At 47.5% G+C, this 26,888-nt stretch carries 23 protein-coding genes, 1 pseudogene and 1 riboswitch; of the genes and pseudogenes, 12 read left to right on the top strand and 12 right to left on the bottom strand.

The window, feature by feature from the left end; translation table 11 throughout:
* Nucleotides 1-127: 127 nt before the first annotated feature.
* The 3 genes from SHD_RS21405 to SHD_RS05880 all read right to left on the bottom strand — a co-directional run bounded on the left by SHD_RS21405 (nucleotide 128) and on the right by SHD_RS05880 (nucleotide 4,005).
* Nucleotides 128-916 carry a hypothetical protein gene (locus tag SHD_RS21405; protein WP_023266254.1) on the bottom strand — a complete coding sequence of 263 codons (789 nt, stop codon included), beginning with the start codon at nucleotides 914-916 and terminating at the stop codon, nucleotides 128-130.
* 502 nt (nucleotides 917-1,418) lie between these two features.
* On the bottom strand, nucleotides 1,419-1,859 hold the full coding sequence (locus tag SHD_RS05875; protein ID WP_023266255.1) for a GIY-YIG nuclease family protein: 441 nt from the start codon (nucleotides 1,857-1,859) through the stop codon (nucleotides 1,419-1,421).
* Nucleotides 1,860-1,869: 10 nt separating this feature from the next.
* A complete protein-coding gene (locus SHD_RS05880) occupies nucleotides 1,870-4,005 on the bottom strand; it encodes a S9 family peptidase (protein ID WP_039977656.1) in 2,136 nt (711 codons plus the stop codon).
* A 240-nt stretch (nucleotides 4,006-4,245) separates the two neighbouring features.
* A riboswitch (FMN riboswitch) is annotated at nucleotides 4,246-4,484 on the top strand.
* Between the two features lie 194 nt (nucleotides 4,485-4,678).
* On the opposite strand from SHD_RS05880, the gene ribB reads away from it, so the two are divergent.
* Nucleotides 4,679-5,332: a 3,4-dihydroxy-2-butanone-4-phosphate synthase gene (gene ribB / locus SHD_RS05885; RefSeq protein WP_023266257.1), complete on the top strand. Its 654-nt coding sequence runs from the start codon at nucleotides 4,679-4,681 to the stop codon at nucleotides 5,330-5,332.
* Between the two features lie 354 nt (nucleotides 5,333-5,686).
* On the top strand, nucleotides 5,687-8,914 hold the full coding sequence (locus SHD_RS05890; protein WP_023266258.1) for an EAL domain-containing protein: 3,228 nt from the start codon (nucleotides 5,687-5,689) through the stop codon (nucleotides 8,912-8,914).
* Between the two features lie 89 nt (nucleotides 8,915-9,003).
* On the opposite strand, the gene ftnA is transcribed toward SHD_RS05890, so the two are convergent.
* Nucleotides 9,004-9,540, bottom strand: coding sequence for a non-heme ferritin (ftnA, locus tag SHD_RS05895; RefSeq protein ID WP_023266259.1), 537 nt, complete (start codon nucleotides 9,538-9,540; stop codon nucleotides 9,004-9,006).
* 325 nt (nucleotides 9,541-9,865) lie between these two features.
* Between ftnA and moeA the strand changes: the two genes are divergently transcribed.
* From moeA to SHD_RS05915, 4 genes are read left to right on the top strand one after another with little or no spacing between them, the layout of a single operon-like run.
* Nucleotides 9,866-11,119, top strand: coding sequence for a molybdopterin molybdotransferase MoeA (gene moeA / locus SHD_RS05900; protein WP_039977658.1), 1,254 nt, complete (start codon nucleotides 9,866-9,868; stop codon nucleotides 11,117-11,119).
* Between the two features lie 11 nt (nucleotides 11,120-11,130).
* Nucleotides 11,131-11,892, top strand: a complete 762-nt coding sequence (moeB, locus tag SHD_RS05905; RefSeq protein ID WP_023266261.1) for a molybdopterin-synthase adenylyltransferase MoeB — start codon at nucleotides 11,131-11,133, stop codon at nucleotides 11,890-11,892.
* Between the two features lie 37 nt (nucleotides 11,893-11,929).
* Nucleotides 11,930-12,592, top strand: a complete 663-nt coding sequence (locus tag SHD_RS05910) for a Bax inhibitor-1 family protein (RefSeq protein ID WP_023266262.1) — start codon at nucleotides 11,930-11,932, stop codon at nucleotides 12,590-12,592.
* 25 nt (nucleotides 12,593-12,617) lie between these two features.
* Complete coding sequence (locus tag SHD_RS05915; protein WP_023266263.1) at nucleotides 12,618-12,914, top strand: putative hemolysin; 297 nt, start codon at nucleotides 12,618-12,620, stop codon at nucleotides 12,912-12,914.
* Between the two features lie 42 nt (nucleotides 12,915-12,956).
* Here SHD_RS05915 and rlmF read toward each other — a convergent pair whose 3' ends face one another.
* Nucleotides 12,957-14,051 (bottom strand): 23S rRNA (adenine(1618)-N(6))-methyltransferase RlmF, encoded by a 1,095-nt coding sequence (gene rlmF / locus SHD_RS05920; RefSeq protein WP_023266264.1) that lies wholly within the window; start codon nucleotides 14,049-14,051, stop codon nucleotides 12,957-12,959.
* Nucleotides 14,052-14,110: 59 nt separating this feature from the next.
* The gene (locus SHD_RS05925) at nucleotides 14,111-14,521 is read right to left on the bottom strand and encodes a flagellar basal body-associated protein FliL (protein ID WP_023266265.1); all 411 of its coding nucleotides are present in this window, start codon (nucleotides 14,519-14,521) and stop codon (nucleotides 14,111-14,113) included.
* A gap of 101 nt (nucleotides 14,522-14,622) precedes the next feature.
* Here SHD_RS05925 and SHD_RS05930 point away from each other — a divergent pair, with 101 nt between their 5' ends.
* The gene (locus SHD_RS05930; RefSeq protein WP_023266266.1) at nucleotides 14,623-15,192 is read left to right on the top strand and encodes a chorismate--pyruvate lyase family protein; all 570 of its coding nucleotides are present in this window, start codon (nucleotides 14,623-14,625) and stop codon (nucleotides 15,190-15,192) included.
* Nucleotides 15,193-15,252: 60 nt separating this feature from the next.
* Here the strand turns inward: SHD_RS05930 and SHD_RS05935 are convergent, their stop codons facing one another.
* Both SHD_RS05935 and SHD_RS05940 read right to left on the bottom strand, forming a co-directional pair.
* Nucleotides 15,253-18,063, bottom strand: coding sequence for an immune inhibitor A domain-containing protein (locus tag SHD_RS05935; protein WP_039977661.1), 2,811 nt, complete (start codon nucleotides 18,061-18,063; stop codon nucleotides 15,253-15,255).
* A 292-nt stretch (nucleotides 18,064-18,355) separates the two neighbouring features.
* Nucleotides 18,356-18,949, bottom strand: a complete 594-nt coding sequence (locus SHD_RS05940; protein ID WP_023266268.1) for a YhgN family NAAT transporter — start codon at nucleotides 18,947-18,949, stop codon at nucleotides 18,356-18,358.
* Between the two features lie 294 nt (nucleotides 18,950-19,243).
* Here SHD_RS05940 and SHD_RS05945 point away from each other — a divergent pair, with 294 nt between their 5' ends.
* Nucleotides 19,244-20,881 (top strand): ZIP family metal transporter, encoded by a 1,638-nt coding sequence (locus SHD_RS05945; RefSeq protein WP_023266269.1) that lies wholly within the window; start codon nucleotides 19,244-19,246, stop codon nucleotides 20,879-20,881.
* 63 nt (nucleotides 20,882-20,944) lie between these two features.
* On the top strand, nucleotides 20,945-21,745 hold the full coding sequence (locus tag SHD_RS05950; protein WP_023266270.1) for an NRDE family protein: 801 nt from the start codon (nucleotides 20,945-20,947) through the stop codon (nucleotides 21,743-21,745).
* Between the two features lie 3 nt (nucleotides 21,746-21,748).
* On the opposite strand, the gene SHD_RS05955 is transcribed toward SHD_RS05950, so the two are convergent.
* On the bottom strand, nucleotides 21,749-22,198 hold the full coding sequence (locus tag SHD_RS05955) for a YybH family protein (RefSeq protein ID WP_023266271.1): 450 nt from the start codon (nucleotides 22,196-22,198) through the stop codon (nucleotides 21,749-21,751).
* A 129-nt stretch (nucleotides 22,199-22,327) separates the two neighbouring features.
* Here SHD_RS05955 and SHD_RS05960 point away from each other — a divergent pair, with 129 nt between their 5' ends.
* Together SHD_RS05960 and SHD_RS05965 are read left to right on the top strand one after the other, a co-directional pair.
* The gene (locus tag SHD_RS05960) at nucleotides 22,328-22,888 is read left to right on the top strand and encodes a lysophospholipid acyltransferase family protein (protein ID WP_011715392.1); all 561 of its coding nucleotides are present in this window, start codon (nucleotides 22,328-22,330) and stop codon (nucleotides 22,886-22,888) included.
* 25 nt (nucleotides 22,889-22,913) lie between these two features.
* A complete protein-coding gene (locus tag SHD_RS05965) occupies nucleotides 22,914-23,537 on the top strand; it encodes a LysE family translocator (RefSeq protein ID WP_023266272.1) in 624 nt (207 codons plus the stop codon).
* On the opposite strand, the gene SHD_RS05970 is transcribed toward SHD_RS05965, so the two are convergent.
* Nucleotides 23,534-24,802, bottom strand: a complete 1,269-nt coding sequence (locus SHD_RS05970) for a mechanosensitive ion channel family protein (RefSeq protein WP_023266273.1) — start codon at nucleotides 24,800-24,802, stop codon at nucleotides 23,534-23,536. The two genes, SHD_RS05965 and SHD_RS05970, sit on opposite strands and share 4 nt — an antisense overlap.
* A 206-nt stretch (nucleotides 24,803-25,008) precedes the next feature.
* On the opposite strand from SHD_RS05970, the gene SHD_RS05975 reads away from it, so the two are divergent.
* Complete coding sequence (locus tag SHD_RS05975; protein ID WP_023266274.1) at nucleotides 25,009-25,587, top strand: porin family protein; 579 nt, start codon at nucleotides 25,009-25,011, stop codon at nucleotides 25,585-25,587.
* 17 nt (nucleotides 25,588-25,604) lie between these two features.
* On the opposite strand, the gene SHD_RS05980 is transcribed toward SHD_RS05975, so the two are convergent.
* Together SHD_RS05980 and SHD_RS22255 are read right to left on the bottom strand one after the other, a co-directional pair.
* Nucleotides 25,605-25,997, bottom strand: coding sequence for a DUF1090 domain-containing protein (locus tag SHD_RS05980; protein ID WP_023266275.1), 393 nt, complete (start codon nucleotides 25,995-25,997; stop codon nucleotides 25,605-25,607).
* Nucleotides 25,998-26,651: 654 nt separating this feature from the next.
* Nucleotides 26,652-26,888 (bottom strand): annotated as a pseudogene (locus SHD_RS22255) (transposase); the annotation flags it as partial.

Genomic DNA, 26,888 nt, shown 5'->3' on the forward strand with positions numbered 1-26,888 from the left:
TTGAGTGCAAACATTGATAGCCGAGTAGTACCTATCATGAGTCTGATTTTACGATAAGTGTCTCAATAAACTGAGCAAGCCAAGATTTTAACATTCTTCATGATGACTTTATGATACTTATTTAGGATTAGCGCTCTTCATTTCCAAGTAAAGGGTTTTGACTGCTTGAAGGTAGCTCTTCAGCTCTTGCTTGCGTTTTCCAAGCTATTTGGGAGAGTTCTTTAATCCTATCAACAAAAGGTTTAGCATCTTTGCCGAATTTTCCTATTACAACTCCAGCATCACCAACAAGTCCCCAAATTTTATCAACATCACTCATTTTCTTATGAATTTCGGACTGCAGAGACTCCAATCTGCGAAGCAATCTTGAACGGTGATTCTCTTCAAATAAGTCTGATCCAGAAATCTGCTCTCTCAACTCATTTATCAAACTTTGAACCCGGTCTAAATCTCCATCTGAAAACTCATAAAAAAAACCTTTATTAAGAATTTTCTTTTTATTCTCGATTGTGGAAAAGAAATTGTTTTTCTTTATTGAACCAACCTCATCATCAATAAGTGGTCGAATTATAAATTTTACCTTTGCTATATATTTGATAAATCTTCTAATGTTCTCTGAACTATCATGACCGACTTCAGGAATTTCAGGAAGTTTTAACTGAGCAAAATATGCTTCTTCATAAGTGCGAGCAATTACTTCGGCGGTAATCTCTTCTAACTGGGGGTAATACAGTATTGTTTTTCCAATTGATATAGCTCGCGATATATTATCAATTTCAGAGGGACCAGATTTCACATCTACTTTATCTACCCTTAAAAGAATATCAGATGCAGTGATTGCACCTCCGTTACTTAAAATCCGATCAAATTCTGTTATTAGCGTATTAATTTCTGAGGCTGGATTCTGATTACTCATAAGTTACTCTCCTTGTGAACCACATAGGTATAACGCCGCATTCTAGCTAATCTACAAGTAAAATCTAGAAAATAATTCTACCCATTCATTTTAAATCAATAACATAATGTACTTTCGGTTTGCCTTCACCAACAGTCGAAGTAGACACATATGGTCACCTCGGGTTTAGTAAGGCCAACGTCCTATCTTGTTAAAACTACATTTACGTTAATCGATAGCTTACAAGACACCCACTGTTAAATTCTGCGATTAAACAACAGAATCGGGATATGTGCAGGCTAACAGAATACTCTGTAGTTAATGGGTTAAGCACTGGCATGGAAGTGACCGTCCGTGGCATGGCCGCTCTTTCACATCCATGTGATCGCGGCATTCGCACTTCCATATGCAGCAGATGCCGCCGTCGAGCCTATAGGGATACTTCTAGTTAAATGAAAGGGCGGCCTGTCACTGGAATGACAGAGCTTAATCATTTTACGAGTATGCCAAGGAGTTAGCTCTTTTATTGAGCGCTATGCTCGACAGATTCAATCAATCCCAATTTCTGAGCGCGGCTCAGTTTTTTAACCGCGATTTCACGCTTGATAGCATCGCTGCGGGTGCCGACTTGCTCTTGATACATCAGGGTTAATGGTCCTTTGCCGCGCAGGTACTTTGCTGCCTTGGGGCTGTTTGATTGATGTTCGTTAAAGCGACGTGCGACATCTGTGGTGATGCCTGTGTATAAGTGGCCATTGGCGCAGCGGATAAGGTACAGATACCACGTCGAGACTTGTTCTATCTCTGATGTTGAGCCTTGCTCCGAAGTCACAGCTTGCTCAGCGCCTAGCGCTTCTGGCTTGCTAGAAAGCTGAGCTTTGTTAACAGCTTGAGTTTGGCTAGCCCCTTGTTTGAGGCTAGCCGAGGGAATTGAATTAGCGGCTTCAATCACTAAATCGGTCACCCGTTGGCGCCTACTTAGTCATGCCGAGCAGGCTTAGGAAGAAAGCATATTCCTGCGCTGTGTCTTGATACTGGCGGTAACGACCACTCTTACCACCGTGTCCTGCATCCATATTAACGTCGAATAACAACACCTTATCGTCCAGTTTGTACCATTTATTTTGTACTTCACGCAGTTTTGCTACCCATTTAGCGGGCTCGAAATACTGCACCTGTGAATCATGCAAACCTGTGGTCACCAATAGGTGTGGGTACTCATGGTCGGCAACATTGTCGTAGGGCGAGTAGCTGAGCATATAATCGAAATAGGTCTTCTCGTTTGGATTACCCCATTCATCGTACTCGTTGGTGGTGAGCGGAATCGACTCATCGAGCATAGTCGTCACCACATCCACAAAGGGCACATGCGCTGCAATGGCAAAGTACTTTTCAGGCGCCATATTGGCAATCGCGCCCATTAATAGCCCACCAGCACTGCCGCCCGAAGCCACCACTTTATTTTTATCGCCATAACCTTGCTCGGTTAAGGCGGTGGTGACATCGATAAAGTCATTAAAGGTATTCTTTTTATTCAGTAACTTGCCCGCATCGTACCAAGGGCGACCTAACATTTCGCTGCCGCGCACATGGGCAATGGCATATACAAAGCCACGGTCGAGCAGACTAATAACCGACGACGAAAAATCAGGCTCTACAGTGTAACCATATGAACCATAACCATATTGATACAGTGGATTGGTGCCGTCTTTCTTGAACTTATCCTTGCGATACACCAAAGACACTGGCACTTTGGCGCCATCGCGGGCGGTGACAAATAAACGTTCGGCGCGGTATTGGCTGGCATCGAAGCCGCCGAGCACTTGTTCCTGCTTAAGCAGATCGCGTCTATCGGGATTGCTTAAGTGGTATTCATAAATCGCCTCAGGCGTGGTCAGGCTCGAGTAGAAAATCCGTAACTTATCGCTATCTTGCTGGGCGTTCACATCTAAACCGAGCACATAGGCGGGTTCATCAAAACTCAGCTCAAAGGGCTTTTGACCATTGAATGGCATCACTTTAATGCGCGTTAGGCCATTCTCGCGGGTTTGAATCACCAAATAATCCTTCAGCACTAACTCGTCTTCGATGCGCGCATTGGGATTATGGGGAACCACCTCCTGCCATTTGGATTTATCGGCGGCATCCTTAATCGCCACTTTCATCAAACGGAAGTTAGTCGCCTGCCAGTTGGTCAGAATGTAATAGCTATCGCCCAGCTTAGAGACGCTATATTCATGGCCCTCTTCCCGCGCGAGCACAGGTTTGAATAGGCTTAGAGGATCGTTAGCATCCAGCACCGACACTTCGCTGGTTGTGGTGCTCTCGTGGAACAGCACAATTTGCGACTCGTCTAAACTCTTGCCGAGGGAGATGTAATAAGCATCATCTTGCTCCTCATACACCAACACGTCGCTCGATTGTGGCGTGCCGAGTTGGTGGCGATAGACGCGGTAGCCGAGGAGGGTTTGCAGATCTTTAGCGATATAAAATACATGGCGATTATCATTGCCCCAAACGATACGACCCTCTGTGTTTTCAAGCACATCGGTGATCATGGCGCCGGATTCGATATCTTTAAAGTAGATGTTGTACACGCGGCGACTTAGCACATCTTCACCGAAGGCCAACATGGTTTCATCTGGGCTGACGCTGACGCCACCTAAACCATAAAACTCATGGCCCTTGGCGCGCTCATTTACATCGAGCATCATTTGCTCAACCCCGTCACTGCCTTTGCGGGCGATCAGCGGATATTCGCCGCCCTCTTGGTAGCGGCGGTAATAACTGTGCTGGTGCCATTGGTACGGCACGCTCGACTCATCGGCAACGAGGCGCCCAGTCAGTTCGTTAAACAGCCCATCCTGCAATGACTTAAGCGGTTTAAAGTAGGCTTGGGTATAACGGTTTTCGGCATTCAGATGCGCCAACACCTTAGGATCTTGGCGTTTATCGTCGCGCATCCAGTAGTAATCGTCGGTACGTGTGACCCCGTGCAAGGTCATCACATGGGGGATTTTTTCCGCAACGGGCGCAGAAACTTGCCCTTTTGGAGTGGAGCAACCGGGTAATAGCATAGCGAGACCTAAAGTAAGCAGCAGAGTGCGCATGTATACGTCCTTGTGACGTTCAAACACCATCGTGGGGCACGACGGCAAGCCAATAAGTTGATGTGCCGGATATGATATACCCAAGCTAGCGCTTGTTGCGAGTTTCCTAAAGATTGCGCTTGCTTTAGGTTCTCAAGGCATTGTGCGCTTGCGCAAACATTGCCCAATTTGTGGCGCGATTTTATTGCCATTCCAACTAAATAGGCGCAACATAACCGCGTTTTTAGGCCAAGGCCTAACAACAATTCTCAGGGCGGGGTGAAATTCCCCACCGGCGGTAAATAGTGAGGTAAAAGAGATTTTCCCGCGCTAAAGCCCGCGAGCGCCCGAACGCAATTTCGGGGTCAGCAGATCTGGTGACTTAGCATGTCTCGCCATGGTTAATGCCAAACGAGGCAGCGCTATTATTCCAGAGCCGACGGTAATGGACTGTTTGCAAACATAGCAACGGTACTGAGTCCGGATGGAAGAGAATGTAAGACAACACTCGGATAATTGGCATTCACTTTGGCTAAGTATCCCAGCTGTTAGCCTCATATTTTGCAATCACGTTTTTAAGCCTGCGCTTAAAGAGGTCGATTGCTACAGCACAATCCCCTTTGGGGTAATGGCTGTATTTCTGCACGCCCTGATTCTGGATATTCCCATGTCGTATTTTTGAAGGATATTAACCATGAATCAGTCTTTACTTGCTCCTTTTGGTACTGCAATCGAACGCGTTGAAGCGGGTCTTGAAGCCCTGCGCCAAGGCCAAGGTGTGTTGGTCGTCGATGACGAAGATAGAGAAAACGAAGGCGACTTAATTTTTGCCGCCGAGTCACTGACTAATGCGCAAATGGCCATGCTGATCCGCGAATGCAGCGGTATCGTGTGCTTGTGTTTACCGGACGAAAAAGTCAAAGCACTTGAGCTGCCACCTATGGTCGAAAACAACTCGAGCCAATATGGCACTGCGTTTACCGTGAGTATCGAAGCTAAAGTGGGTGTCACCACTGGGGTTTCGGCTGCGGATCGTGTCACCACCATTAAAACCGCTATCGCCGACAATGCTAAGCCGAGTGATTTAGCGCGCCCAGGCCATGTGTACCCACTGCGCGCCCAACCCGGCGGCGTATTAACTCGCCGTGGCCATACTGAAGGCACTATCGATTTAATGCAACTGGCCGGACTCAAGCCTGCGGGCGTGTTGTGTGAGGTCACTAACCCCGATGGCACTATGGCGCGTCTGCCAGAAATTATCGCCTTTGGTGCCGCACATAATATGCCCGTACTAACGATTGAAGATATCGTAGTTTACCGTAAGTCGTTATTAGCCAACGTTGGCTAATTAATCCCCAAAGCGGGATACAAATAAAAGGACGCGTGCTTAGCCCGCGTCCTTTTTTATCTTCGGCACAAAAACATTGCCTTTGTATCAAATCCCATCGGATATCACAGACAGATAAATAATTTTCTTGCTAGGCGTAAAATTGATCAATAAAAATATAATGTTAGATGTATATAATAAATAACTTAATTTCGTGAGCTAGATTAGATATCCGTTAACTAGTGGTCGCGACTCAATAGCTTCTATGTTAAATATTCGCACCCAGTGCCTGAGCTTTTGTCTTGTTTAACAACAAGCAAAATTCCTCTATTTTTTAAGATATTATCAGGCAAGCGGAGTTAGGAGTCCCTTTACATGCCGTCAACGCTACAGCATCTCAGCTTGAAGCAGAAGCTTATTCTGTTTTCGCTGCTACCTTTGCTGATGATGAGTATTTTTGTGCTGTCGCGAATGTATGTACTAGTGACTGAGTACCGTTCTGCTACGAATAACCATTTGGCCATTCGGGCTACGGCGCAAACGACCGAATTACTCTTCCAACTCCATAATGAGTATGGCATTAGTACCCAACTGCTCCCAAACGCTACTCCGCAGGATGAAACTCGTTTACTACAACAGCAACAAATTACCTCAGATGCACTCGATATACTCCTCAAGAGCCCTGCGTTAACGGCCTTAAATGCTGCATTAAGCGAGCAACAATCAGGACAATTACAGGATAAGTTGACCAATCTAACTGTACTGAGCCATAGATTGGCATCGAGCCGCCAAGAAGCATTAGATCAAAAACCATCCTCATTTATAGATTTATATCAACAACTTAATGATTCTTTATTGCAGTTAATTCAACAACTGCAATTACTCACGAATGACATTAGTCAATCGAGAGCCTATGCAGATTTACTCAATTTGCTCATGGTACAAGAGCTCGCCTTAAAAGAACGTAGTGCGATTAATCGTATGTTGTTATCAGAAAGCCTAAGTATTAACGACTACAGAGCCATAAGTACGATTATGTACGAGTATGGACAGGCAATTTTACACGCCAGTAACGCCTCCATATCCGATAGGCATACCCTGATCCGTCAGATCCAGTCCTCCCAAGAAAGTCTACGAATACTCAAAATAAGCCAACAAATTGAGCAGCAAATCCACGTCAGTACCCTAGTTCAAAGTATTAATACGCACTTAGGTTACGGGGGATTAATTGATAGTTTTCAAGATTACTTGCTGACCGGTAGTGACGCATCACTGCAAAGGTTTAACAAGTCCTTAGCGGTTATTCAGCTCAAACTCGATGAACTTAACCGTGAAATTGTTAATCTACCTACACTAATCCCAGCGGTGAAAACCATAGAAGAGAGTGTTGACCAGTATCAATTTTGCATGACCAAAATCGTGCAATTAAGGGAGCAGAAACTGTCCCTCAGCGACATTTCCACCTTAGCCAATATCAATAACGAAGAGCTCAGTGCTGCAATTGATAAGTTATTGACACCACCGCATCCCGTGAGTAGTAAACATTGGTGGACCTTAACGACCGACAGAATCAATAAACTCAATGCACTCAGCAATGAGATCACTCGAACCATGGCTCGTTACAGTGATGTACAGCAGAATAAGGCGTTAACGCTATTAGGTATGTATCTGCTATCGGCCCTATTTACCGCGACTATTACCCTGTGGCTTGGACGAAAAATTATTCGCAGTTTTATGGATAAAATCACCCGAATCGCCAACGATATGCAGCAAATGGCCGCCGACCCGCAGCTCAATATTCATATTGATGTTTCAGGCTCTGATGAACTGGCTCGCATGTCTCGGGCGATGAATCGTATGCTAAGCGAGCGCCAAAAAGCCAATCAGGCATTAAGTCGCGCTGCTGCCGTATTTAACTACTCAGCCGAAGGCATTATGGTGACGGATGCCGATAACCATATTGAGCTAGTTAACCCCGCATTTAGTCAAATTACAGGTTATAACCTAGAGGAAGTTAAAGGCCGTAGCCCTTCACTGTTAAGCTCGAAACGCCATCCAAACCATTTCTATACCGAGATGTGGGAAGCATTAGAAAAAGATGGCAAATGGGAAGGTGAAATCTGGAATAAACGTAAAGATGGCCAAGTGTATCCCGAGTATCTTGCCATTACTGTAGTACGTAATGAACAGGGCGAAATAATCCAACATATTGGTTTATTTATGGATATCAGTAAGCGTAAGCAATATGAGCAGGATCTCTGGTATCAAGCACATTTCGACACACTCACGGGATTACCTAACCGCAAATTGTTTAATGAGCGACTACAGCATGAAATCCAACTCGCCCAACATGACTCCCGCAAACTAGCCATTCTGTTGATCGACTTAGACCAGTTCAAATATATCAATGATGTACAAGGCCATGCCACAGGCGATCTCTTACTGCAAGATGTGGCCAAACGACTCGAAAATATAGTGGGTAAGAACGATTTTATTGCCCGTATTGGCGGTGACGAATTTGTGCTCATTCTCCCTCGAGTAACGAATGAGTTCGCTATCGAGCATATGGCAAGCCGAATTATCGAAACCCTATCAACGCCTTTCAACTTGAATGAACGGGAAATTCAAATATCCGCCAGCTTTGGGATTGGGGTTTACCCTGAAGACGGGCTAGATGTGAGTTCGCTGACCCGTAATACTGAAATGGCCATGTATCAGGCCAAGGATGCTGGCCGCAATAACTTTAAATACTTTACTTCGGGAATGAACCAAGCCATGTTTGCCCGCATGGAACTGGAACAGCGCCTACGCCGCGCCGTGGCTCAGGATGAGTTTACCCTTCACTATCAACCGATTGTGGATATGAAGACGGGTAAAGTGTGCAGCCTTGAAGCATTGATCCGTTGGCAAGACCCGGACTTAGGCTTAATTCCGCCAGATCACTTTATTCGTATTGCTGAAGAGACGGGGCTTATCGAACCTATGGGTGAATGGGTTCTCAACCAAGCCATGCATGACCTAAGACAATGGCAACATATGGGGCTCAAACTCAACATCGCCATTAATGTTTCGAGCCGTCAATGTGTTAATGCGAGGGGAATGGGCTTTGATCAAGTGCTACAAGAATGCTTTAACCGTCACCATATCAATCCACGGAATGTGCATATCGAGATCACCGAAAGCATGCTGATGGGCGATGCCAGCCACTGTTTAAGCACCTTAGAATCGATCCGCCATTTAGGCTCGCAGATTTATATCGATGACTTTGGCACAGGCTATTCTTCATTGAGTTATTTGAAGAAATTCCCGATTTCGGTGATCAAGATTGACCGCAGCTTTGTCGAAAACGCCCTCGATAACAGCTCGAACGCCAATCTGGTCAAGGCCATTGTAATGATGGGGCAAAGCCTTGAAATGGAATTGGTGGCCGAAGGAATCGAAACCGAAGCCCAATGGAATCTGCTACGTGACTTAGGCTGTCACTATGCCCAAGGTTACTTAATCTCAAAACCTCTGCCATTCGAAGACGTCACCCCACTGCTAAGCCAAAACCTGCCAACCGTATTACAGCTAGAACAACGCGAAAAATGCGTAAACTCTTAAGGGATTGCCTGCTTAACACTTAGGTTTAAGACATTAAAAAAGCAGCCTTAGCTGCTTTTTTAATGTCGCGATGTTCATCGCACTTACACTTAAGCCTGCGGTTGGCTTTGGGCGTTCATAATGCTCTCGCCGCCCTTTGATGCCAACTTAGCTAAATCTTTATCGATAAAGAACAGAGCCTTACCATCTTCGCCCACTAAACGGATCTTATCGACAATCGACTTAAACAGCTTTTCTTCTTCGTGCTGTTCGGCCACATACCATTGCAGGAAATTGAAGGTCGAATAATCTTGGTTTGAAAAGGCAGCATGGGCCAAGGCATTGATCTTACTGGTGATCAGCTGCTCATGCTCATAGGTCAGCTCGAATAACGCCAGCAGCGAATCAAAGTGCGACTGTGGTGCCTCAATTGCCCCCAGCAAAGGTAAGCCACCCGTTTCGCTCACATAGGTGAACAAACGGCGCATATGGCCCATCTCTTCGTCCGCATGTTCGCGCATAAATTTCGCTGCGCCTTCAAAGCCTTGATCTTCACACCATGCACTCATTTGCAGATATAAATTAGAGGAGAAGAACTCCATATTAATTTGTTCATTCAACTTTTCGATCATGGTTGCAGATAGCATAGTAAATCCTCTTGGGCACTCGAACTGAAATCTTGGCACACATTGTCATGAAGGGCGTCGCCAAAAGCAACAAAATTTACCTTTGTTGACTTCGCTAAGTTAATGATTCATTGATAAAAATGATTTTCATTTGTTCATAGACTCGTATTTAGCAGCCTATCCAAGGCTACACAAAATAAAGTCTTGGGAAAGTTTTCATCAGCCGGACGTAGGGGAAACTGTCTGACAAATCACATAAACCCCTATACAGATCATAGCCAAGCAAGCACAGCGTGGCATAATAGCCCCCATATTTGCCCAACCCTTTGCCCATAAGGAAGACCCGATGTCCGTGAAAGCCGATCCTTGTTCGCAACCTAGCTTAATGCATCCAGATCAAGCCATTCCCCTTCTGCTTGAGCAGGTTAGCCCAGTGTCAGACACCGAAGTCGTTACCCTTCCCCATGCGCTTGGCCGCGTATTGGCCGAGGATTTGGCCTCTTGCATCGATTTGCCGCCCTTCGATAACTCCTCGATGGACGGCTACGCCTTTCGCTTTGCCGACTTAAACAGTCAGACCAATCAAACCACATTAACCCTGATTGGTAGCTCCTTCGCGGGCCATGGTTTTGAGGGTGAAATTACCCCTCACTCCTGCGTGCGCATTATGACAGGCGCGCCGGTGCCAGCGGGTTATGACACAGTGCAAATGCAGGAAGAGACCAACGCGCAGGGCAATCAAATCCAAATCAATCACCCTAAGGCTAAGGGCGCCAATGTGCGTTGCCGCGGTGAAGAGCTGCTGCAAGGCACTAAAGTGTTGAAAGCGGGCATCGAAATTAAAGCCGCAGAACTGGGCGTATTAGCCACCATTGGCGTGAGTCAGGTGCGGGTTTACCGCCAACTCAAAGTGGCGTTTTTCTCCACTGGTGATGAACTGCGCCCCGTGGGCAGTGACTTAGCGCCGGGACAAATTTACGATTCAAACCGTTATTCCATCCAAGGCTTACTCAGCCGCGCCAATGTGGAATGGCTGGATTTAGGTGTGATAGCCGACGACCCAGAGGCCATTCGCCACGCATTTCGCCATGCCGCAAGCCAAGCGGATATGGTATTAACCTCGGGCGGCGTCTCGGTCGGCGAAGCAGATTTTACTAAGCAAATTCTTGATGAAGAAGGCAAAATCACCTTCTGGAAACTCGCCATTAAACCGGGCAAACCCTTTGCCATGGGACGCATAGGCAAAGCGGTATTCTGCGGCTTACCGGGCAATCCCGTCTCTTCCATGGTGACCTTCTACAAGTTGGTGTGGCCAATGCTGAATAAGATGCAGGGCTTAACCCCCAAGGCACCACTGATGCTTTCCGCCACTCTGACAACTCCCGTGCGTAAACAGCCCGGCCGTGTCGAGTATCAGCGCGGCATTTTATCCCGCAATGCACAGGGCGAGTTGGAAGTCGCCATCACGGGCAGCCAAGGTTCGGGCATGTTGACCTCTATGAGTCTGGCGAATTGTTTCGTACTGCTGGAGCAATTCCAAGGTGACACCCCTGTGGGCACGCAAGTGACGGTTGAACCTTTTAATTCAGTGCTCTGCTAAGGTACGCCTCGATGAATGAACAACTAGAGATCCTCAGCGACGGCGAACTCACCCGCTACAGCCGCCAAATCTCCATCAAGGCGATGGATATCGACGGCCAAGAGCGCTTAAAACTCGCCAAAGTCTTGATGATTGGCGCCGGCGGTTTAGGCTGCGCGGCGGGGCAATATCTAACCGTTGCGGGCATTGGCGAGTTGACTCTAGTGGATTTCGATACGGTCGAACTCTCTAATTTGCAGCGCCAAGTGCTGCATCAAGACGCCACTATCGGCCAACCTAAGGTCGAGTCGGCCAAGCAGAGCCTTAACCGACTCAACCCTCACGTTAAAATCAATACCATCAATGCGGTATTGGATGACCATGAAATCGATGCCTTAGTCGCCAGCCACAGTATAGTGGTGGATTGCACCGATAATGTCAGTGTGCGTGAGCAGTTAAATCAAAGCTGTTTTAAGCACAAAATCCCGCTGGTCTCGGCCGCCGCGATTCGTATGGAAGGCATGGTTACTGTCTTCGACTATCAAGCAAAAACACCTTGTTATCATTGCTTTAGTTCACTCTTTGGCGAGCAGCAACTCAGCTGCGTCGAATCTGGCATTCTCGCCCCAGTAGTTGGCATGGTCGGCTGCTTGCAAGCGGTTGAAGCCATTAAAGTGATTACAGGGATGGGCAAGACACTCGCAGGACGAATCTTGATGATCGATGCCATGACCATGGAATTTCGCGAAATGAAACTCCCTAAACAACCCCACTGCAAAATTTGCAGTCAGTAACTAGCTTACTTTCAACAACTAAGGATATCAAAATCAAATGGATTCTGGAGACAGCGTATTCGACCGCCGCACGACCAATGACACTCTTATAGGTGCCGGTCTTTATAATTTAGTGATTGGCTTAACCCTACTTTGGGGTTTTGCCGTGAACTATATAATGGTCAGCCATATCGACCCCGAAGCAATTGCCAGCGTTAACCCGTGGATTTTCTTTATCGGTTACTTCGCTTCGTGTTTCTTTGGGATTTACTTATTTCAAACATCGAGTAACCCCCTCGTCAGCTTTATTGGTTACAACTTTGTGGTCGTGCCCTTCGGCTTGATCATTAATATGGTCGTTAGCCAGTACGACCCAGAGCTAGTGACCGAAGCGATTCGAATCACGGGCTTAGTCACTATCGCCATGATGTGTTTAGGAACTATGTTCCCTGCCTTCTTCCAGAAAATCGCTGGGGTGCTGACTATCGCATTGTTATTAGTAATAGTCGTTGAACTGATTGAAATATTTATCTTTAAAACCCACCACGGCATTTTGGATTGGATAGTTGTGCTCATTTTCTGCGGCTATATTGGCTACGATTGGGGCCGCGCAAATCAAATCCCAAAAACCGTCGATAATGCCGTCGACAGTGCCGCCGCTTTGTATATGGATATCATCAACCTATTTCTGCGTATCCTGCGGATTTTAGGACGTAAATAAGTCACTCAACGACAAGGAAAACAGCATGAAGTTAACATCACCATTGTTAATCGGCCTGATTATGTGCGGCAGCTTAGTCGGCTGCGGCGAGAAGACTGAGCCTGCAACTCAGTCGCCCGCAGAAGTAACAACCGAAGCCAAAGCAGGCGCTAAAGTGCAAATCGCCAACCCAGCCGCCGAATACTGCGTCTCACTAGGCGGCACCTCGGAAATCCAGAAGACTGCTGAAGGTGAACAAGGCATTTGTACTTTACCAAGCGGTGAAAAAATTGATGAGTGGGCGCTATTTCGCCGCGACCATCCACAGGAAAAAGCCCAGTAATTGAGGCTGAGTAAAACAACAGGCGCATTCGGCGCCTGTTTTTTATGTCCCGCTGACGACCTGATTACGCCACTGCAAACGTTTAGCCTGCGAATGGAAACTCCATGCGAGCACCCGAGTGACCTTATTGCCCTGCCGCATCTCAATGGTTTTTACTGTATCCACACCCAACTTTTCCAAAGCCTGATAACAAGGCTTAAGGTTCTCCTGCTTCGACACTAAGCTGGTAAACCACAAACACTGCTCGGCAAACGCGTGGCTCTCGCGGATCATAGTGGTTAAAAATTGCTTTTCTCCCCCTTGGCACCATAACTCCGCCGCCTGACCACCAAAGTTTAAGGTCGCGCTGGTCGCTTTAGGCTGCTCACCACAATTGAGTTGCAGATTACGCACCTTGCGCAGCGAGCCTTCACTCGCTTCCTTTAACGAGCCATGAAAGGGAGGATTGCACAGAGTTAATTCGAAGCGATCTGAGGCTTGAATAATTCCCTTAAAGACCGCCTTTTCATCCTGCTGCCGCCTTAAGGATAAGTGCCCCTGCAAACTCGGGTTATTATCGATAATCCGCTGCACATTGGTGAGCGACTGAGGATTAATATCCGAGGCGACAAACTGCCAGTCATACACTTGATGCCCTAGGATGGCGTAAACACCATTCGCCCCAGTGCCTATATCTAAGGCACGGATTGCCGCAGCACGTTTAACCTTGCCGCCCTCAAATAACAGATCGGCCAAGTAATGTAGATAGTCGACCCGTCCAGGGATTGGCGGGCAAAGCGCGCCCTTGGGAATATCCCAAAATGCCAGCCCATAATGATGTTTCAAGAGCGCCGCATTCAGGTTTTTTACCGCTAAGGGGTCGGCAAAATCGATAGATAAGGCGCCATAGGGCGTGGGCCGAACGAAGGTTTTTAGCTTAGGAAAACTCACCATCAGGGCCGGAAAGTCATAGCCATTAATATGCAAATTACGCGGATGTAAGCGCTTCTGCTCGCCGCGCTTTGCCTTAGGCTTACTCACCGTTTTCGGCTTAGCAACTTGGGGTTTGACCACTGACTTAGGCGCGCTTGGCTTGCCCCGTTTACCCGCGGCTGAGGTCGCGGGTTTAGCGGCAGTTTTATTGACGGGTTTAGGCATAATGACTTATCAACAAGGGCGGGCTAATCAAAGGATCAGCCCTTAGCATATTGGCGAGATTAATCGTAAAGATAGGAGGTAAACAACAGGTTGACCACTAAGGGTTTACCCGCTTCTTTGGTCAGCAGATTATTCACCATATCAAAGCATTCACGGCGGATTTCTTCACGGCCAGTGAGGGACTTAATCTTTTCTTCGGCCTGATTACCCAGCACCTCAATAATCGCGGCGCGTAGTAGCGGATCGTGGCGCTCGACGATGACGAGATCATCAGGACTTTTTACCATCAGCTCGACACTGATCTTCACAAACCCCAGTTTTTTGCGGTTTGAAATATAGTTAGTCACAATTTCGGGTTCAAAACCGTAGTAGGCGTAATCTCCCGTGGGAGCCGCTTCTTTCTCGTCGGCCGCATATGCACTCAATACAACACTGAATAAGATCAGGCAGGCTGATAATAATTTTTTCATCGCGGTTTACAGCTCCCTAAAAACAATAATGGTCAATGGAAGAAACTTCCCAATCTATCTGGTAGACTGCCGACGTTTGCTTATATTGTAACGAGTATTTAATGAATGTGACCAGCTTAAGCTTTCCCTATGGCGAATCTATTCAATGGTTTTGTGCCGATAATGCCAAAAATCTTCCTTCTTCTCCCCTTAAAGAATGGTTACTCGCACCGGGAAGCCTGACGCAAAAACTCAAAGCCTGCTGCAATAAGTTTGAAGTCAAAATCCTCGGTGAAGGCCAATGTGCGCCGCTCGAAGGGGAATATCCCAAGCAAAATGCCGTTTGGGTGCGGGAAGTGTTACTCTGCCTCGATTCTGTGCCTTGGGTATTTGCTAGAACCTTGATCCCGCAATCTTTATTATCGACCCGCCAAGCCGATTTTTTAGGCCTAGGTACACGTCCTCTGGGCGAATTATTGTTTAGCCAAGACAGTTTTGTGCCCGGTCGCATCGAAATAGCCCGCTTTACCACCGACAGTCGCCTCGCTCAGCTCGCTCAGAGTTTAGCGCAAAACGTCGAACACGAGCTCTGGGGTCGACGCCGATATTTTCACCATAACGAGGAGGAAATGTTTGTCAGCGAAATGTTCCTCCCGGCCGCAGTACAAGCGATGGCTAGGCTACAACCCTAACCGCTAAGCTAAAACAAAAATGCCTCTATATCAGAGGCATTTTTTCGTTAACACATAAGCTTATTGGCGCTGGCGGCGCCACGCAAAGCCACCGAGCAACACTAGGCTCAGCCAGCTTAAGCTACCACCACCGCCACTACTTGGGGTTTCGACTGGCGTAGTTGGTGCTGTCACGGTAACGCTTGAACTACTACTCGCGGTAGCGTTTTGAGTATCTTTCACCGTCAACGTGACAGTGTAAGTGCCCGCGCGAGTGTAAGTGTGGGTTGGCGATGCCGAAGTGCTAGAAGTGCCATCGCCAAAGTTCCATGTATAGCTTAGGCTGCCAACGCCACCTGCCGAGGTGTTGCTAAAGTTAACCGTAAGTTGGTTAGCACTGACACTAAAGCCAGCCGTTAAAGGCAAGCTCACCACAAGCGTTTTCGTCACCGTAACACTGGTACCTTTAGCATCTGTTACCGTTAGGGTCAGCGTATAAGTTCCTGCATTCGCGTAGGTATAAGTCGCCGACGCTGAAGTACTGGTTGCTCCCGCAATACCAAAATCCCAAGCATAAGTATAAGCACCCTCACCACCCTCGACCGCGGCAGTAACAGAGGCTGTTAAGCCATTTTGACTTAGATTGATCGCTGCCGTTAAGGGCGTTAATGCAGGATCGGCATTCGCATTGGCTAAACGGATAACCGCGGTGCTATTGTCACTGGCTTGAGAGACCACTTGCATAGTCAAGCCGAGTTTTTGCAACACCATGCCCGATTGAGGTTGTAGCGGCGCACTGTAATCTAAACTATCGTCAAACAAGCTGACAGGCTCGAGGTTAGTATCACCGCTGTAAGCGGTTTGCCTTACAGTACTAAAGGCTGCATCGCGGATTTGGGTGTCGGTTGATCTATTCCCTATCATGTTCTGGTCAGCATCAATCACCCCAATCAAACTATGGCCAGGATGATCTGACACGTTGTTATCATGGTAACTAAAATCCTCTAACCACAGGAGAACACCGGGATCAAAACCTTCGTTCTTTAAGCCTGCATCAACGCCATTGTGGCTACGCAATTGGATTAAGTAGCGTGAAGCCGCACCTGGACGTGTGTTGGTGATCCGGCTATAACCTGCCAGAGTCGCTTTACCCGCAGCTTCAGCATTATCGGCATACAGCTCAGTTGCACCTTGCTTGATGCTGATGTTGTCGATAGTGATACCCGACTCAATAGCAGCCTCATCGGTCACATAAGTAAATTCAATCGTTACATTTTTGCCAGCGTAAGCTGACAAATCATATTCCAACCCCACCCAAGCATCACTGCCGACTGCGGTCGAAATACTCGATGATTTACCCGTAATAATATGTCGAGCGCTGTTAATCGCGTTGACGGACTTAGTGTAATTACCCGCAATCGCCACACCATTCACTTTGACCTGCATATAGTCATAATCGGCCTCAATCTCCCAACTTGCCTGCATCGCAAGGGTAAGTTTTTCACTCGTCGCCGGTAAATTTGCCGTAAAGTTCATACTATGGTTCAGCATATCGCCTTGGCCAGAGTAATACTGATAACTCCCTTGATAGGGTGCTTTAAAGGCGATCGGCGCAGCAGGCAGCGGAATGGATATCTGATTTACCGCATCTTGGTTTGTCGCCTGATTAAGGGTGATCTCCATACCAGATTTAGGAATGCTGTCTAAGCTGATCTCACGCTCATTCAGCCATTTACCTTTATATTTTTCCTGTAAATATGAACGTGCATAAGGGCTAAAACCGCTAGGTTTAGTTCCTGGAATAGCACCCGTCCAGCTGCCACCGGACATCAAAGACCATGCGCCTACGGGAGAGCCATCCTTATTGGTGTTATCCGTAGTGTCATATTCATCGGGTAAGCCAAGATCGTGGCCAAACTCATGGGTACATACCCCAGTCGCCGCATCGATTGGTTGAACGGTATAACCGAAGACTTTCTTAGTCGTCCCCGGCAGGCTATAACCTTGCGTGCTCTGGTCAACGTAATAACGGTGCGACCAAATCGCATTATCCCCTAATTTGCCGCCCCCAGTTTCTTCCCCAATACTCGAGTGGAAAATCATCACATGGTCAATAATGCCATCTGGCTCATCTAAATTGCCGTTATTATTTAAATCATATGGGTCTTCAACATCATAGGTTGCAAGCTCTGCTGCTGACATATTAGCAACCGCTTGGGTTACCGCTTCTTTGACTAGCTCAGTCACATTGGCATCACTACCCGTATCGGCATCATTCGCGCCATAGTAATCGGCATTTTGGCTAGCGGTGTACCAACCTTTCACATCGCCCGTGAAGAAGAAGGTCTTGCCCGAAACAGCTTGGTAATATTGATAGGCCGAATCTAAGGTCTGCCCTTGAGGACCATTAAAACCTGTGGTGGAGAAGAGTAAATTTTTATAGTGAGAGGCGGGGTAACTAGAGTAATACATGTCGGTATCACTCGCAGTTAAACCATTGTTGTTATACTTTAAATCAGGAAAATCAATTAGAACGGTTAATACCTTCACCGTTTTAGTCACGTCGGCATCCGCTAATACTCGCTGTGCGGGGGCGCGCATCATCGCCGTCGCTTTGGCTTTTTGTAGGCGCTCTTGCTCTGCCTCAATCACCATTCTCGGCTCTTTGGGCTGAGCTAGGCTGGCACGGGCAATATAGGCTTCAACGGCCGCTTGCTTAACGCTATCACTGGCATCTGCGGAGACTTCGCCCCGCTTGATCAACCAATAGAGGATCCTTTCTTTATTAATGACCCCTGCATCCGCTGGCGTATGATTGGGCGCGGCAATACTTGCGCCACTCAGCAAGGCCAACATCAAACCTAACGCTGTGATACTTTTTGAACTTCGCATTACCTTCTTCCTTCCGTCACAATGTGCGCTGTAGCCGAGCTATTTTCTAAGGCTAGTGCCTATTTGCTCTATGGCAAGTTTGTTTTTGGCAGCTCGTATTTTGAATACCTATCCCGAATTTTGCGGGACGTAAAAACATATCAGGACCACATTTATGTAACAACTTGATACAGACTGCAAAGTCATTCTTTTTTACTTTAGTCAGCATTTGTTCAGCAAATCACAACCGACATTAGGGCAAAAAAAACCGCATTAACGACATTAATGCGGTTCTTACAATATTTGGCAAAGTTTAGCTGGCGGTTTTCATATAGTTTGAAACCCCATCGAGGAACATTTGCACCGAAATCATCACCAGTACCATCCCCATTAAGCGCTCAACGGCCGTTAAGCCTTTTTCACCTAACATGCGGGTAAAGAGCTTATAGAACATTAGGATAACCGCACTCGCTCCCCACGCAGATACTAGTGCTATCGTCCAGTCACCCATACGAGAGCTGTCGGTGTGCGCGAGTAAAATCAGCGCAGCCAGAATTGATGGTCCCGCCATCAACGGAATCGCCATAGGGACAATAAAGGGTTCTTCCCCCGCCGCAAGGCCAACCACACCGCCTGGTTGAGGGAAAATCATTCGAATGGCGATCAGGAATAGGATAATCCCGCCAGCGATGCTGACAGACTCAGAGCGCAAATTTAAGAAACTGAGGATGGCTTCGCCGGCATACAGGAAGGCCAACATGATCACTAATGCAAAAATCAGTTCGCGGATCAAAACCCTGCGACGTTTTTTCGGGTCGATATGCCTTAAAATCGACGCGAAAATCGGTAAGTTACCGAGGGGATCCATAATCAAAAACAACATTACCGCAGCAGAAAATATATCCATTTAACTTTATCAACGCCCAAGCCAACATAAACCCATATTGTATAACTTTTTCGCGTTACAGATGTGAAAAATTATCTATAAAATTCCTAATGATGGCTCTAGGCCAGCATACCTTTATCAATTTACCCCCAACCAATGCCAAGCCGCACTGAGTTTACGCCCTTGAGCGTTAAAGGGATTTCTGTGGCTGCAATGATAGGTCATAGTCGCGTGAGTAAATTGCCTGTAAGTCACTGCTCATTTTAATTTCAACTGGTATACTATGGCGTTTTTTCAGCAAAATTCGTGGAATCCATGCTCTATCTTCTCGCTAGCTGTATCGCACTATTAATCGGACCACTGTTTTATCGCTACTTTTCATCGGGCAGCGGCTTACAGAAGGGACTCGATGGCTTTATCTTCGTCTCTCTAGGCGGGCTAGTGCTGATCCATATTTTGCCTGAATTGCTCGAGCATGGCGGCCTATTGGCCATCGTCTTTGTGGTGCTAGGCCTCTGGGGACCGACCGCCAGCGAACGCTTATTCCACCGCTACTCAGAGATCACCCATAATCTCACCCTGTCACTCGGGATTGGCGGTCTTTTACTGCACACCATTACAGATGGCGGCGCTATGGTGCTGGCACAGCAGGACGGCAATTCCAGCCTATTGGCGCTTGGGGTGATACTGCATCGTCTGCCCGTTGGCCTCGCCATTTGGTGGTTACTCAAGCCTCAAGTCGGAACCCGTTGGGCAAGTCTCGTCTTAGTCGCCATGATGCTGCTCACTGGCGTGGGTTATTTCGCGGGCGAGCAATTATTATCCCAGCTCAGTTTAGATAATACCGTTTATTTACAAGCCTTTGTGACGGGTTCAATCCTGCACGTTGTACTGCATCAACCCCATGGTCAACACGATACCGATAAGCAAGGCCAGTATGAATATCAGGCCGGTATCGGCAGTTTACTGGGGATTGGACTGTTGATGCTGCTGTTACTGATGGATTCCGGCGGCCATGACCATGCCCACCACGATCACAGCACCGAACAGCTAACCACTTGGTTAATGACTATAGCGCCGGTACTTTTACTCAGCTATGCCGCGGCCGCGCTGCGATTCCAGCTTGGCTTAACTCCGCAGGATAACAGCCTGGCTCGCCGTTGGTTCCAACGCTTAGCGGGCCCAGAGGCGCTTGTGCTCACCGCGTTACTGCTCGGCCCTTGGTTAGCGCTATTCCAGCTACTCGTGGTGTTTATTATGAGTGCTTATCTCGCCCATGCTCGGGTCGAGATTACCGATCCCCACAGCAAGTTGCCCCACAATGCGCTGCGCTTTGGCTTTGCCCATCTGGTTGACCGCAGTGCCCCTTGGGTGCTTCTCAGCCTAGTGCTCGTCAATCTGATCGGCCATCCTTCGGTACCGTTAAGCAATCCAATGTTGCAGATTGCCGTACTCTTGTTGGTCTTTTTACCTATGCGTTTCTGTAATTTAGGTGCAGCAGTACTGTCGATAGCCCTCGCCTACAGCGGCTGGAGCCCAATTGCCATCATACTGCCTCTAATTGCTGCGCCCGTGCTGAACATCGCCCAACTTAAACTTATGAGTTGGCCGCAGCGTGGTGTTTTGCTGACGATTATTGCCGTATCACTGGTAGCAGCCCTTAAGTTACCTATGTGGTTCTCCTTGGTCACCTTGCCTGAGGCAATTAATTTGGCCGCCTTGCTGGTTCTATCCGGTTTATTTGCTGCGAGCTTACTGCGCCTAGGGCCACGTAAGTTCTTACGCCGCCTGATGATGTTAAAACCGGCTACTCATGGTCATAAGCACGGCCATGAACATGCACACGCGCATGCCTCGGCTACAGAAACCGCCCATAGTCACGGGCATGGCCATACACACTCTCATCAGAGTGGCGGCCACAGCCATAGCGATGCAAATAAGCACCATCACTAGCACTGTTCATTTGATCACAGACAGGCTAAGTTAATCCTACTCCTAGGATAAATTTAGCCTGTTATGTGCATACTCTTCGTCGCCCTTAAAACTCACCCCCAGTATCCGCTGATCATTTGCGCCAATCGGGATGAGTTTCACCATAGGCCCACAGCCCCTGCACAATTTTGGCCGCCGGAGCAGAATATGCTCGCGGGCAAGGATTTGCATGCGGGTGGCACTTGGTTTGGGGTGAATAAACAGGGGCAAATTGCGGGCGTCACTAACCTGAGGGTGGCGCAAAAAGCCCAAGAGCCGATGCGCAGCCGCGGCGAACTGATCATTAAAGCCCTAAGCTCGGGTTCGCTTATCTGCCCTAACTGGCTTGAGGAGCACGCCGAAGATTATCAGCCATTTAATCTCGTGTTTGGCCAAGGCACTAATCTCTATTGCTTTAATAGTCTTAAGCAAGAAACGGTAAAACTTACGGCAGGATTCCATGCAATAAGCAACGGCGCACTCGATGATGTCTGGCCGAAAATGGCTAAAGGCCAACGTTCGCTCGAGGCCCTTATCCAACAATCGGAACCGCTTGAGCTAGAGTCGCTGATTCAGTTAATGCAGGATGATTCGCGTCCAGAGGATAACGAGCTACCCGACACTGGCGTCGGGCTAGAGTGGGAACGCCGACTCTCGGCAATTTATATTCGTCACCCCGACTATGGCACCCGCTCCACCAGCATTTTACTGCAAAATGCCCAAGGGGAAGTCCAGTTTACCGAGGTAAGATATGACGGTAAGGGTCGACGACTGGGACAGCAGGACTTCCACTTCACCCTGCCGTCGCAATTACCTAAGGAGCCAGACTGTCTCGCCGACTTTTAGCGGTCAGTCTGAACTGTGGTCCATAGTGATCACCCAGCGGTCATCAATTTTTTCCACCAGCAGGGTAAATACCCCCGTGGGCGCATCCTTTTGCCGCTTTAAATCCCAACGCCCAACTACCATAGCGGCGTAGTTACTCAGCATTTTGATTTCTTTGATGGTGAACTTTAGCTCACCCAGCGCCTCTTTATTCGGATAGTTTTTCTTATAGGCGGCAAGGGTTTCATCCCAGCCGTAACGAAACTTTCCATTAGAGACAAATCTAAGCTGTTCGTTCTTCCAATAACCCTGCATGTAAGCGTCAAGATCGCCGCGGTTCCACGCATCCTCCTGACCTTTTAGCATTTGGGCAATGTCATCCGTCGGCACCGCACTCACCTGCCCAACAAACAGCAACATCAGTACCGCGAAGCACCGTAAAATATGTTTTTTCATCAATCCCTGTCGCAACATAGTATCGCTCCCCAACTATCAGGTTAGACTGTACTATAACCAAATTGGCGCAGACTATCTTGCCTAAGCCAATTTATAATTAAAAAAAGCTGATGATATTATTCATTTTTCGACTCTGAGCACCAAACTATGTTTACACATTTATGCCGCTGGCTACTTAAGATTTCAGGCTGGCAAATCCAAGGGCAATTACCCTCTCAAGCCAAATACATTGTGATTGTTGCGCCACACACCAGTAACTGGGACTTTATCATCGGCGTGCTCGCTCGCGGCGCCTTAAACACCCGCATACACTTCCTCGGTAAGCATCAATTGTTTATTCCGCCTTGGGGTTGGTTCTTCCGCGCTATCGGTGGCAGCCCAGTGGACAGGCGTAAAAACAATAACTTAGTCGATGCTGCGGTGCAGTTATTTGCCACCCAACCCGACTATAAACTCGCGCTCGCCCCCGAAGGTACTCGCAGTCCTGTGACCCGCTGGAAATGCGGCTTCTACCATATCGCCTCCAAGGCGCAGGTGCCAATAGTGCCAGTGGGCTTAGACTTTGCTCGTAAGGCCGTGGTGATCCAACCGCCACTGCAACCAAGGGAAATCGAGCAAGATATGGCGGAAATCCTCAGTTTTTACCGCAGTATTAAAGGGCGTCATCCCAAAACGATCCCCGACTATACGCCAGACAACAGACGTTAATGCCTGAGGAATAACGGAGCACCGCATGCAGACCGAAACTTGGTTACTCTACCTTTTTGCGATTGTGTTGATTGGGATTTCCCCTGGGCCTATCGCCATGTTGTCTATGTCCCACGGCATTCATTTCGGCAAAAAACGCAGCATAGCTACGGGGCTTGGCAGTGTCAGCGCCGCACTGGTGCTGATGGCGGCTTCGGCGGCAGGATTAGGCGCGATAATCAGCGCCTCGGAATACGGCTTTAGCCTACTCAAATGGTGCGGCGCCGCCTATCTAGTGTTCTTAGGTATTAAGTTGCTGCTCACTAAGCAACAAGGGCAAAAGCTGGAAGTAGCGAAAACCGAAGGAAAAGGGACAGCTAAGCAACTCTATAAACAGGCATTTTTAGTGGGGATCAGCAATCCTAAGGACTTACTGTTTTTTGCGGCGTTATTTCCACAATTTATCGATTTAACCGCGCCACAAATGCCACAACTGACGATTCTTGCCCTCACCTGGGCGCTGGTCGATTTTAGCTTTGTGATGCTGTACGCCTCAATGGCGAATGTGCTGGCCCCGAGCCTAAAGGCCAGCAACAAACTGCATTGGTTTGACCGTACTAGCGGCGGCGTGTTTCTCACCCTCGCCGCCATCTTAGTCAGTCGAGATTAGCCCTCGACTTTCACCGATTTTAGACTGCGGATATCGTTGCCCGTCGGCGCTTGGAAGGCCTGTAAACCAAACTCGGGCAATACGGCAAAGATATGGTCGAAGATATCCGCTTGTATCGCCTCATAAAAAGCCCAACGCGTGTCATTGGTAAAGATATAAATCTCTATCGGTAAACCTTCGGTCGTCGGCGCCAGTTGGCGCACCATCAGAGTCATATCTTTATGCACTTTATCGTGGCGCTGTAGATACTCCTGCAAATAGGCGCGGAAGGTGCCCACGTTGGTCAAATGGCGGCCGTTGACCATCATATCCAGATCCGACACTTTAGCATTCGACTCTTGAATTTCACTGATCTTTGCGGGGAAGTACTCTTTTAAACAATTGATTTTACTGAGGCGATTTCGTTCTTCCTCAGTTAAAAATTTAATGCTGTTGATATCGATATTAACCGCACGCTTGATACGACGACCACCGGATTCCGACATACCACGCCAGTTACGAAACGCATCCGACACTAAGGCATAGGCGGGGATCATAGTGATGGTCTTGTCCCAGTTACGAACTTTGACCGTGGTTAACGACACTTCCTCCACCGCACCGTCGGCGCCGTACTTGTCCATTTGGATCCAGTCGCCCTTGCTTACCATGCGGTTGGCGGCGAGCTGAATCCCCGCCACAAAGCCTAAAATGGTGTCGCGGAACACTAACATCACAAAACCCGTTGCCACACCTAAACCGCTGAGGAAGTACACCGGGGACTGATCTGCCAGTACGGAAATCGACACGATCAGACCGACGAAGAACAGGAACAGTTTAATCAGCTGCACAAAGCTTTTTACCGGCAAACGGCGGCTGACCAGATTGATGTCGGAGATCTCATTAACCGCATCCAGCCCAGCGTAAATGGCACGGATCATCAACACTACCAGCCAAATACTCAGGAGACGGTCGACTAAACTGCTGAGTAAAGGGTGCTCGGTTAACGTAATTGGCACTAACAGGTTTAGCACGATAGCGGGCACTAACATCGCCAGCTTTTCGAGCACTTTATAACGCATAAACACATCGTCCCACGTCACTTTTGAACGCAGGATGACCATGTTCACCGCGCGGATAACTCCTCGGCGCATAATAAAATAGGCAATGGCCGCTACTAACACGCAAGCAAGCAGCATAATGCTGGTCGATATCCCGTCTGACGGCTGGCTATCGATCCCAATACTTGATAACCAACCCGAGATTTCAAGGCGAATTTCCTGATCCACGATTCACTCCAATTTAGGTACTAGCGCAACAAAATCATACAAAGGAAACAACCGAGTTACCCTTGGTTAAACGCCCCATTTTAAACGCTCACGCAAGAAACAATTATTTCACAAATCATTCTTTTAAAAGAGATTTTAGCATTTTGAATTGACCACACACAAAAGGAAATGAACAATATTCAACCTATTATTAAGGAAGCCATCCCATGTATCGTCATTTCCCCAAATTCACCTATCTTAGCATGGGACTACTGAGCCTATGCCAACCTCTACAAGCAGCAGAATATAACACTGCAAGTCATCTGATTATGCCAGATAAATCAGATGAAAAGACCCATACCCCCTATATAGCGTTAATGCTCGATTACGTCCCGGCAACAGATAATCTGTATGGAATCACCATTGCGCCTTACCATTTTGATGATAATTACCAGCGATGGGGTTATTACCTTGGTTATGCCCGCAGTCGTGAAACCGATATTGTTGTGCCTGAACCTGCATTATCCCATCGGCAAGAAAGCCTATGGCGCTTAGGTTTAAGCTACAGTTTAACGACCGACTTAAGCTTTTATGCGGGAGGCAGTGCCTATACCAGCACCACAGCTTACACCAACAATATTTCACCCCGAATTGCTGGCGGTAAACCTAGGTGGGAAGAAGATAAAACCACTCAATGGGGTGCTGAAGCAGGCCTTAGATACCATATCACAGAGCATATCATTCTCAGTGCTGGCTATAACTCCAGCACCGAATCAACGATTTTGAGCATTGGATACGCGGGTTAACCCGAAAGAATCCGAACTTATTGCGAGAGTTCAGCTCTCGCCTTAGCAAGCTCTGATTCGACCTCTGCAATCTTTTGACGTTTTTTATTAATTTTATCCATAGGCTTACCATCAGCAATCGCTTCGGTAAGCTCATGTTGGCGCTCGGCTAATTTAGCTTCTAAGGCCTCAATTTTAGCTAAACGCTCGGCAGTTAAGCTGTCATCATCGCAATGGGTAGCAACCTCATCATAGGCCTTTTCAAGTCCAGCGACTTTATGCTGATTACCAGCAGCCTTAGCCTCGGTGAGTTCAGCACCAATGGCCGCTAATTTTGCAGCGCAGCCCATAGTAGCGGGTTCATCAGCCCATGCTAGACCACTAAAAACCAAGCCCAAAACCAATATATAAGTATGATATTTGATGAGCATTTTACCCTCCTCAAGTGTACTAACGCATACACGCACCGACAGTTTTGATTATATCGCGAGGCTTAATCGTACAATCTCCACTCGAAAGCACACAACTCACTATGGGACAAAAGCGTGATAGCTCCTTTGCTCTAACTTGTCAGTTTCGGATTAAAATTTCTATGGAGATAACGCCGCCAGCACGCGCGGCTTTGTTGTGAAGGCGAAGCCGCAGCGGAAAAGGCGTCGCCGTGACTGGCCTTGTTATAAACCACTTTACCCACTTACGGCCTCCGATGTAGAACCTACATCTTTTTAAAGAATAAATTAAATCTAGCTAATTAAATCTAGCCACCCATTTTAAATCAACAACATAATGCACTTTCGGTTTGCCTACAACTTGTGTGAGCTAAAATAACTTTAGTGGGAGTCATCAAAAGCTAATTAAATCTAGCCACCCATTTTAAATCAACAACATAATGCACTTTCGGTTTGCCTACAACTTGTGTGAGCTAAAATAACTTTAGTGGGAGTCATCAAAAGTCGCAGGGAGAGCATCTAAGGCAAAAAATTACGCTAACTCCTTAAAAAATTGAGTATTTCAGACGAGGTAAGTCATCCCATAGCGCTTGGGAAGTGTTCTGGATGGGGCATTTGAAGTGATATAAGCCGTTGTCAGTTACTGTTAAAGTGCTGGCAGCATTTAGCAAAATGCCGTCGTCGCTTTTCTAAGTGTTCGCAGTAATCGGTCAGCTCTTGCAATGTGCCTACAGGGCCATGAAATAACTTGCCAAATTCGGTTGTCAGCTTGAGCCAATTGTCATGGGGGATATTTAATCTGTTCAGTATCTTGGTACTACTTTCACTGATGTATCCACGTTTATCATTGCGAATAATTCGGCCCGTATCATC

The sequence above is a fragment of the Shewanella decolorationis S12 genome (assembly GCF_000485795.1).
GTDB lineage: Bacteria > Pseudomonadota > Gammaproteobacteria > Enterobacterales > Shewanellaceae > Shewanella > Shewanella decolorationis.

Excerpts from the sequence above, each read along its gene's own strand:
- ftnA (WP_023266259.1), bottom strand. The coding sequence starts at position 9,540 with ATGCTATCTGCAACCATGATCGAAAAGTTGAATGAACAAATTAATATG.
- SHD_RS05880 (WP_039977656.1), bottom strand. The coding sequence starts at position 4,005 with ATGCGCACTCTGCTGCTTACTTTAGGTCTCGCTATGCTATTACCCGGT.
- moeA (WP_039977658.1), top strand. The coding sequence starts at position 9,866 with ATGTCCGTGAAAGCCGATCCTTGTTCGCAACCTAGCTTAATGCATCCA.
- SHD_RS21405 (WP_023266254.1), bottom strand. The coding sequence starts at position 916 with ATGAGTAATCAGAATCCAGCCTCAGAAATTAATACGCTAATAACAGAA.
- SHD_RS05945 (WP_023266269.1), top strand. The coding sequence starts at position 19,244 with ATGCTCTATCTTCTCGCTAGCTGTATCGCACTATTAATCGGACCACTG.
- SHD_RS05980 (WP_023266275.1), bottom strand. The coding sequence starts at position 25,997 with ATGCTCATCAAATATCATACTTATATATTGGTTTTGGGCTTGGTTTTT.
- SHD_RS05935 (WP_039977661.1), bottom strand. The coding sequence starts at position 18,063 with ATGCGAAGTTCAAAAAGTATCACAGCGTTAGGTTTGATGTTGGCCTTG.
- SHD_RS05915 (WP_023266263.1), top strand. The coding sequence starts at position 12,618 with ATGAAGTTAACATCACCATTGTTAATCGGCCTGATTATGTGCGGCAGC.
- SHD_RS05960 (WP_011715392.1), top strand. The coding sequence starts at position 22,328 with ATGTTTACACATTTATGCCGCTGGCTACTTAAGATTTCAGGCTGGCAA.
- moeB (WP_023266261.1), top strand. The coding sequence starts at position 11,131 with ATGAATGAACAACTAGAGATCCTCAGCGACGGCGAACTCACCCGCTAC.
- SHD_RS05955 (WP_023266271.1), bottom strand. The coding sequence starts at position 22,198 with ATGTTGCGACAGGGATTGATGAAAAAACATATTTTACGGTGCTTCGCG.
- SHD_RS05910 (WP_023266262.1), top strand. The coding sequence starts at position 11,930 with ATGGATTCTGGAGACAGCGTATTCGACCGCCGCACGACCAATGACACT.
- SHD_RS05950 (WP_023266270.1), top strand. The coding sequence starts at position 20,945 with ATGTGCATACTCTTCGTCGCCCTTAAAACTCACCCCCAGTATCCGCTG.
- SHD_RS05890 (WP_023266258.1), top strand. The coding sequence starts at position 5,687 with ATGCCGTCAACGCTACAGCATCTCAGCTTGAAGCAGAAGCTTATTCTG.
- rlmF (WP_023266264.1), bottom strand. The coding sequence starts at position 14,051 with ATGCCTAAACCCGTCAATAAAACTGCCGCTAAACCCGCGACCTCAGCC.
- SHD_RS05940 (WP_023266268.1), bottom strand. The coding sequence starts at position 18,949 with ATGGATATATTTTCTGCTGCGGTAATGTTGTTTTTGATTATGGATCCC.
- ribB (WP_023266257.1), top strand. The coding sequence starts at position 4,679 with ATGAATCAGTCTTTACTTGCTCCTTTTGGTACTGCAATCGAACGCGTT.
- SHD_RS05930 (WP_023266266.1), top strand. The coding sequence starts at position 14,623 with ATGAATGTGACCAGCTTAAGCTTTCCCTATGGCGAATCTATTCAATGG.
- SHD_RS05975 (WP_023266274.1), top strand. The coding sequence starts at position 25,009 with ATGTATCGTCATTTCCCCAAATTCACCTATCTTAGCATGGGACTACTG.
- SHD_RS05965 (WP_023266272.1), top strand. The coding sequence starts at position 22,914 with ATGCAGACCGAAACTTGGTTACTCTACCTTTTTGCGATTGTGTTGATT.
- SHD_RS05925 (WP_023266265.1), bottom strand. The coding sequence starts at position 14,521 with ATGAAAAAATTATTATCAGCCTGCCTGATCTTATTCAGTGTTGTATTG.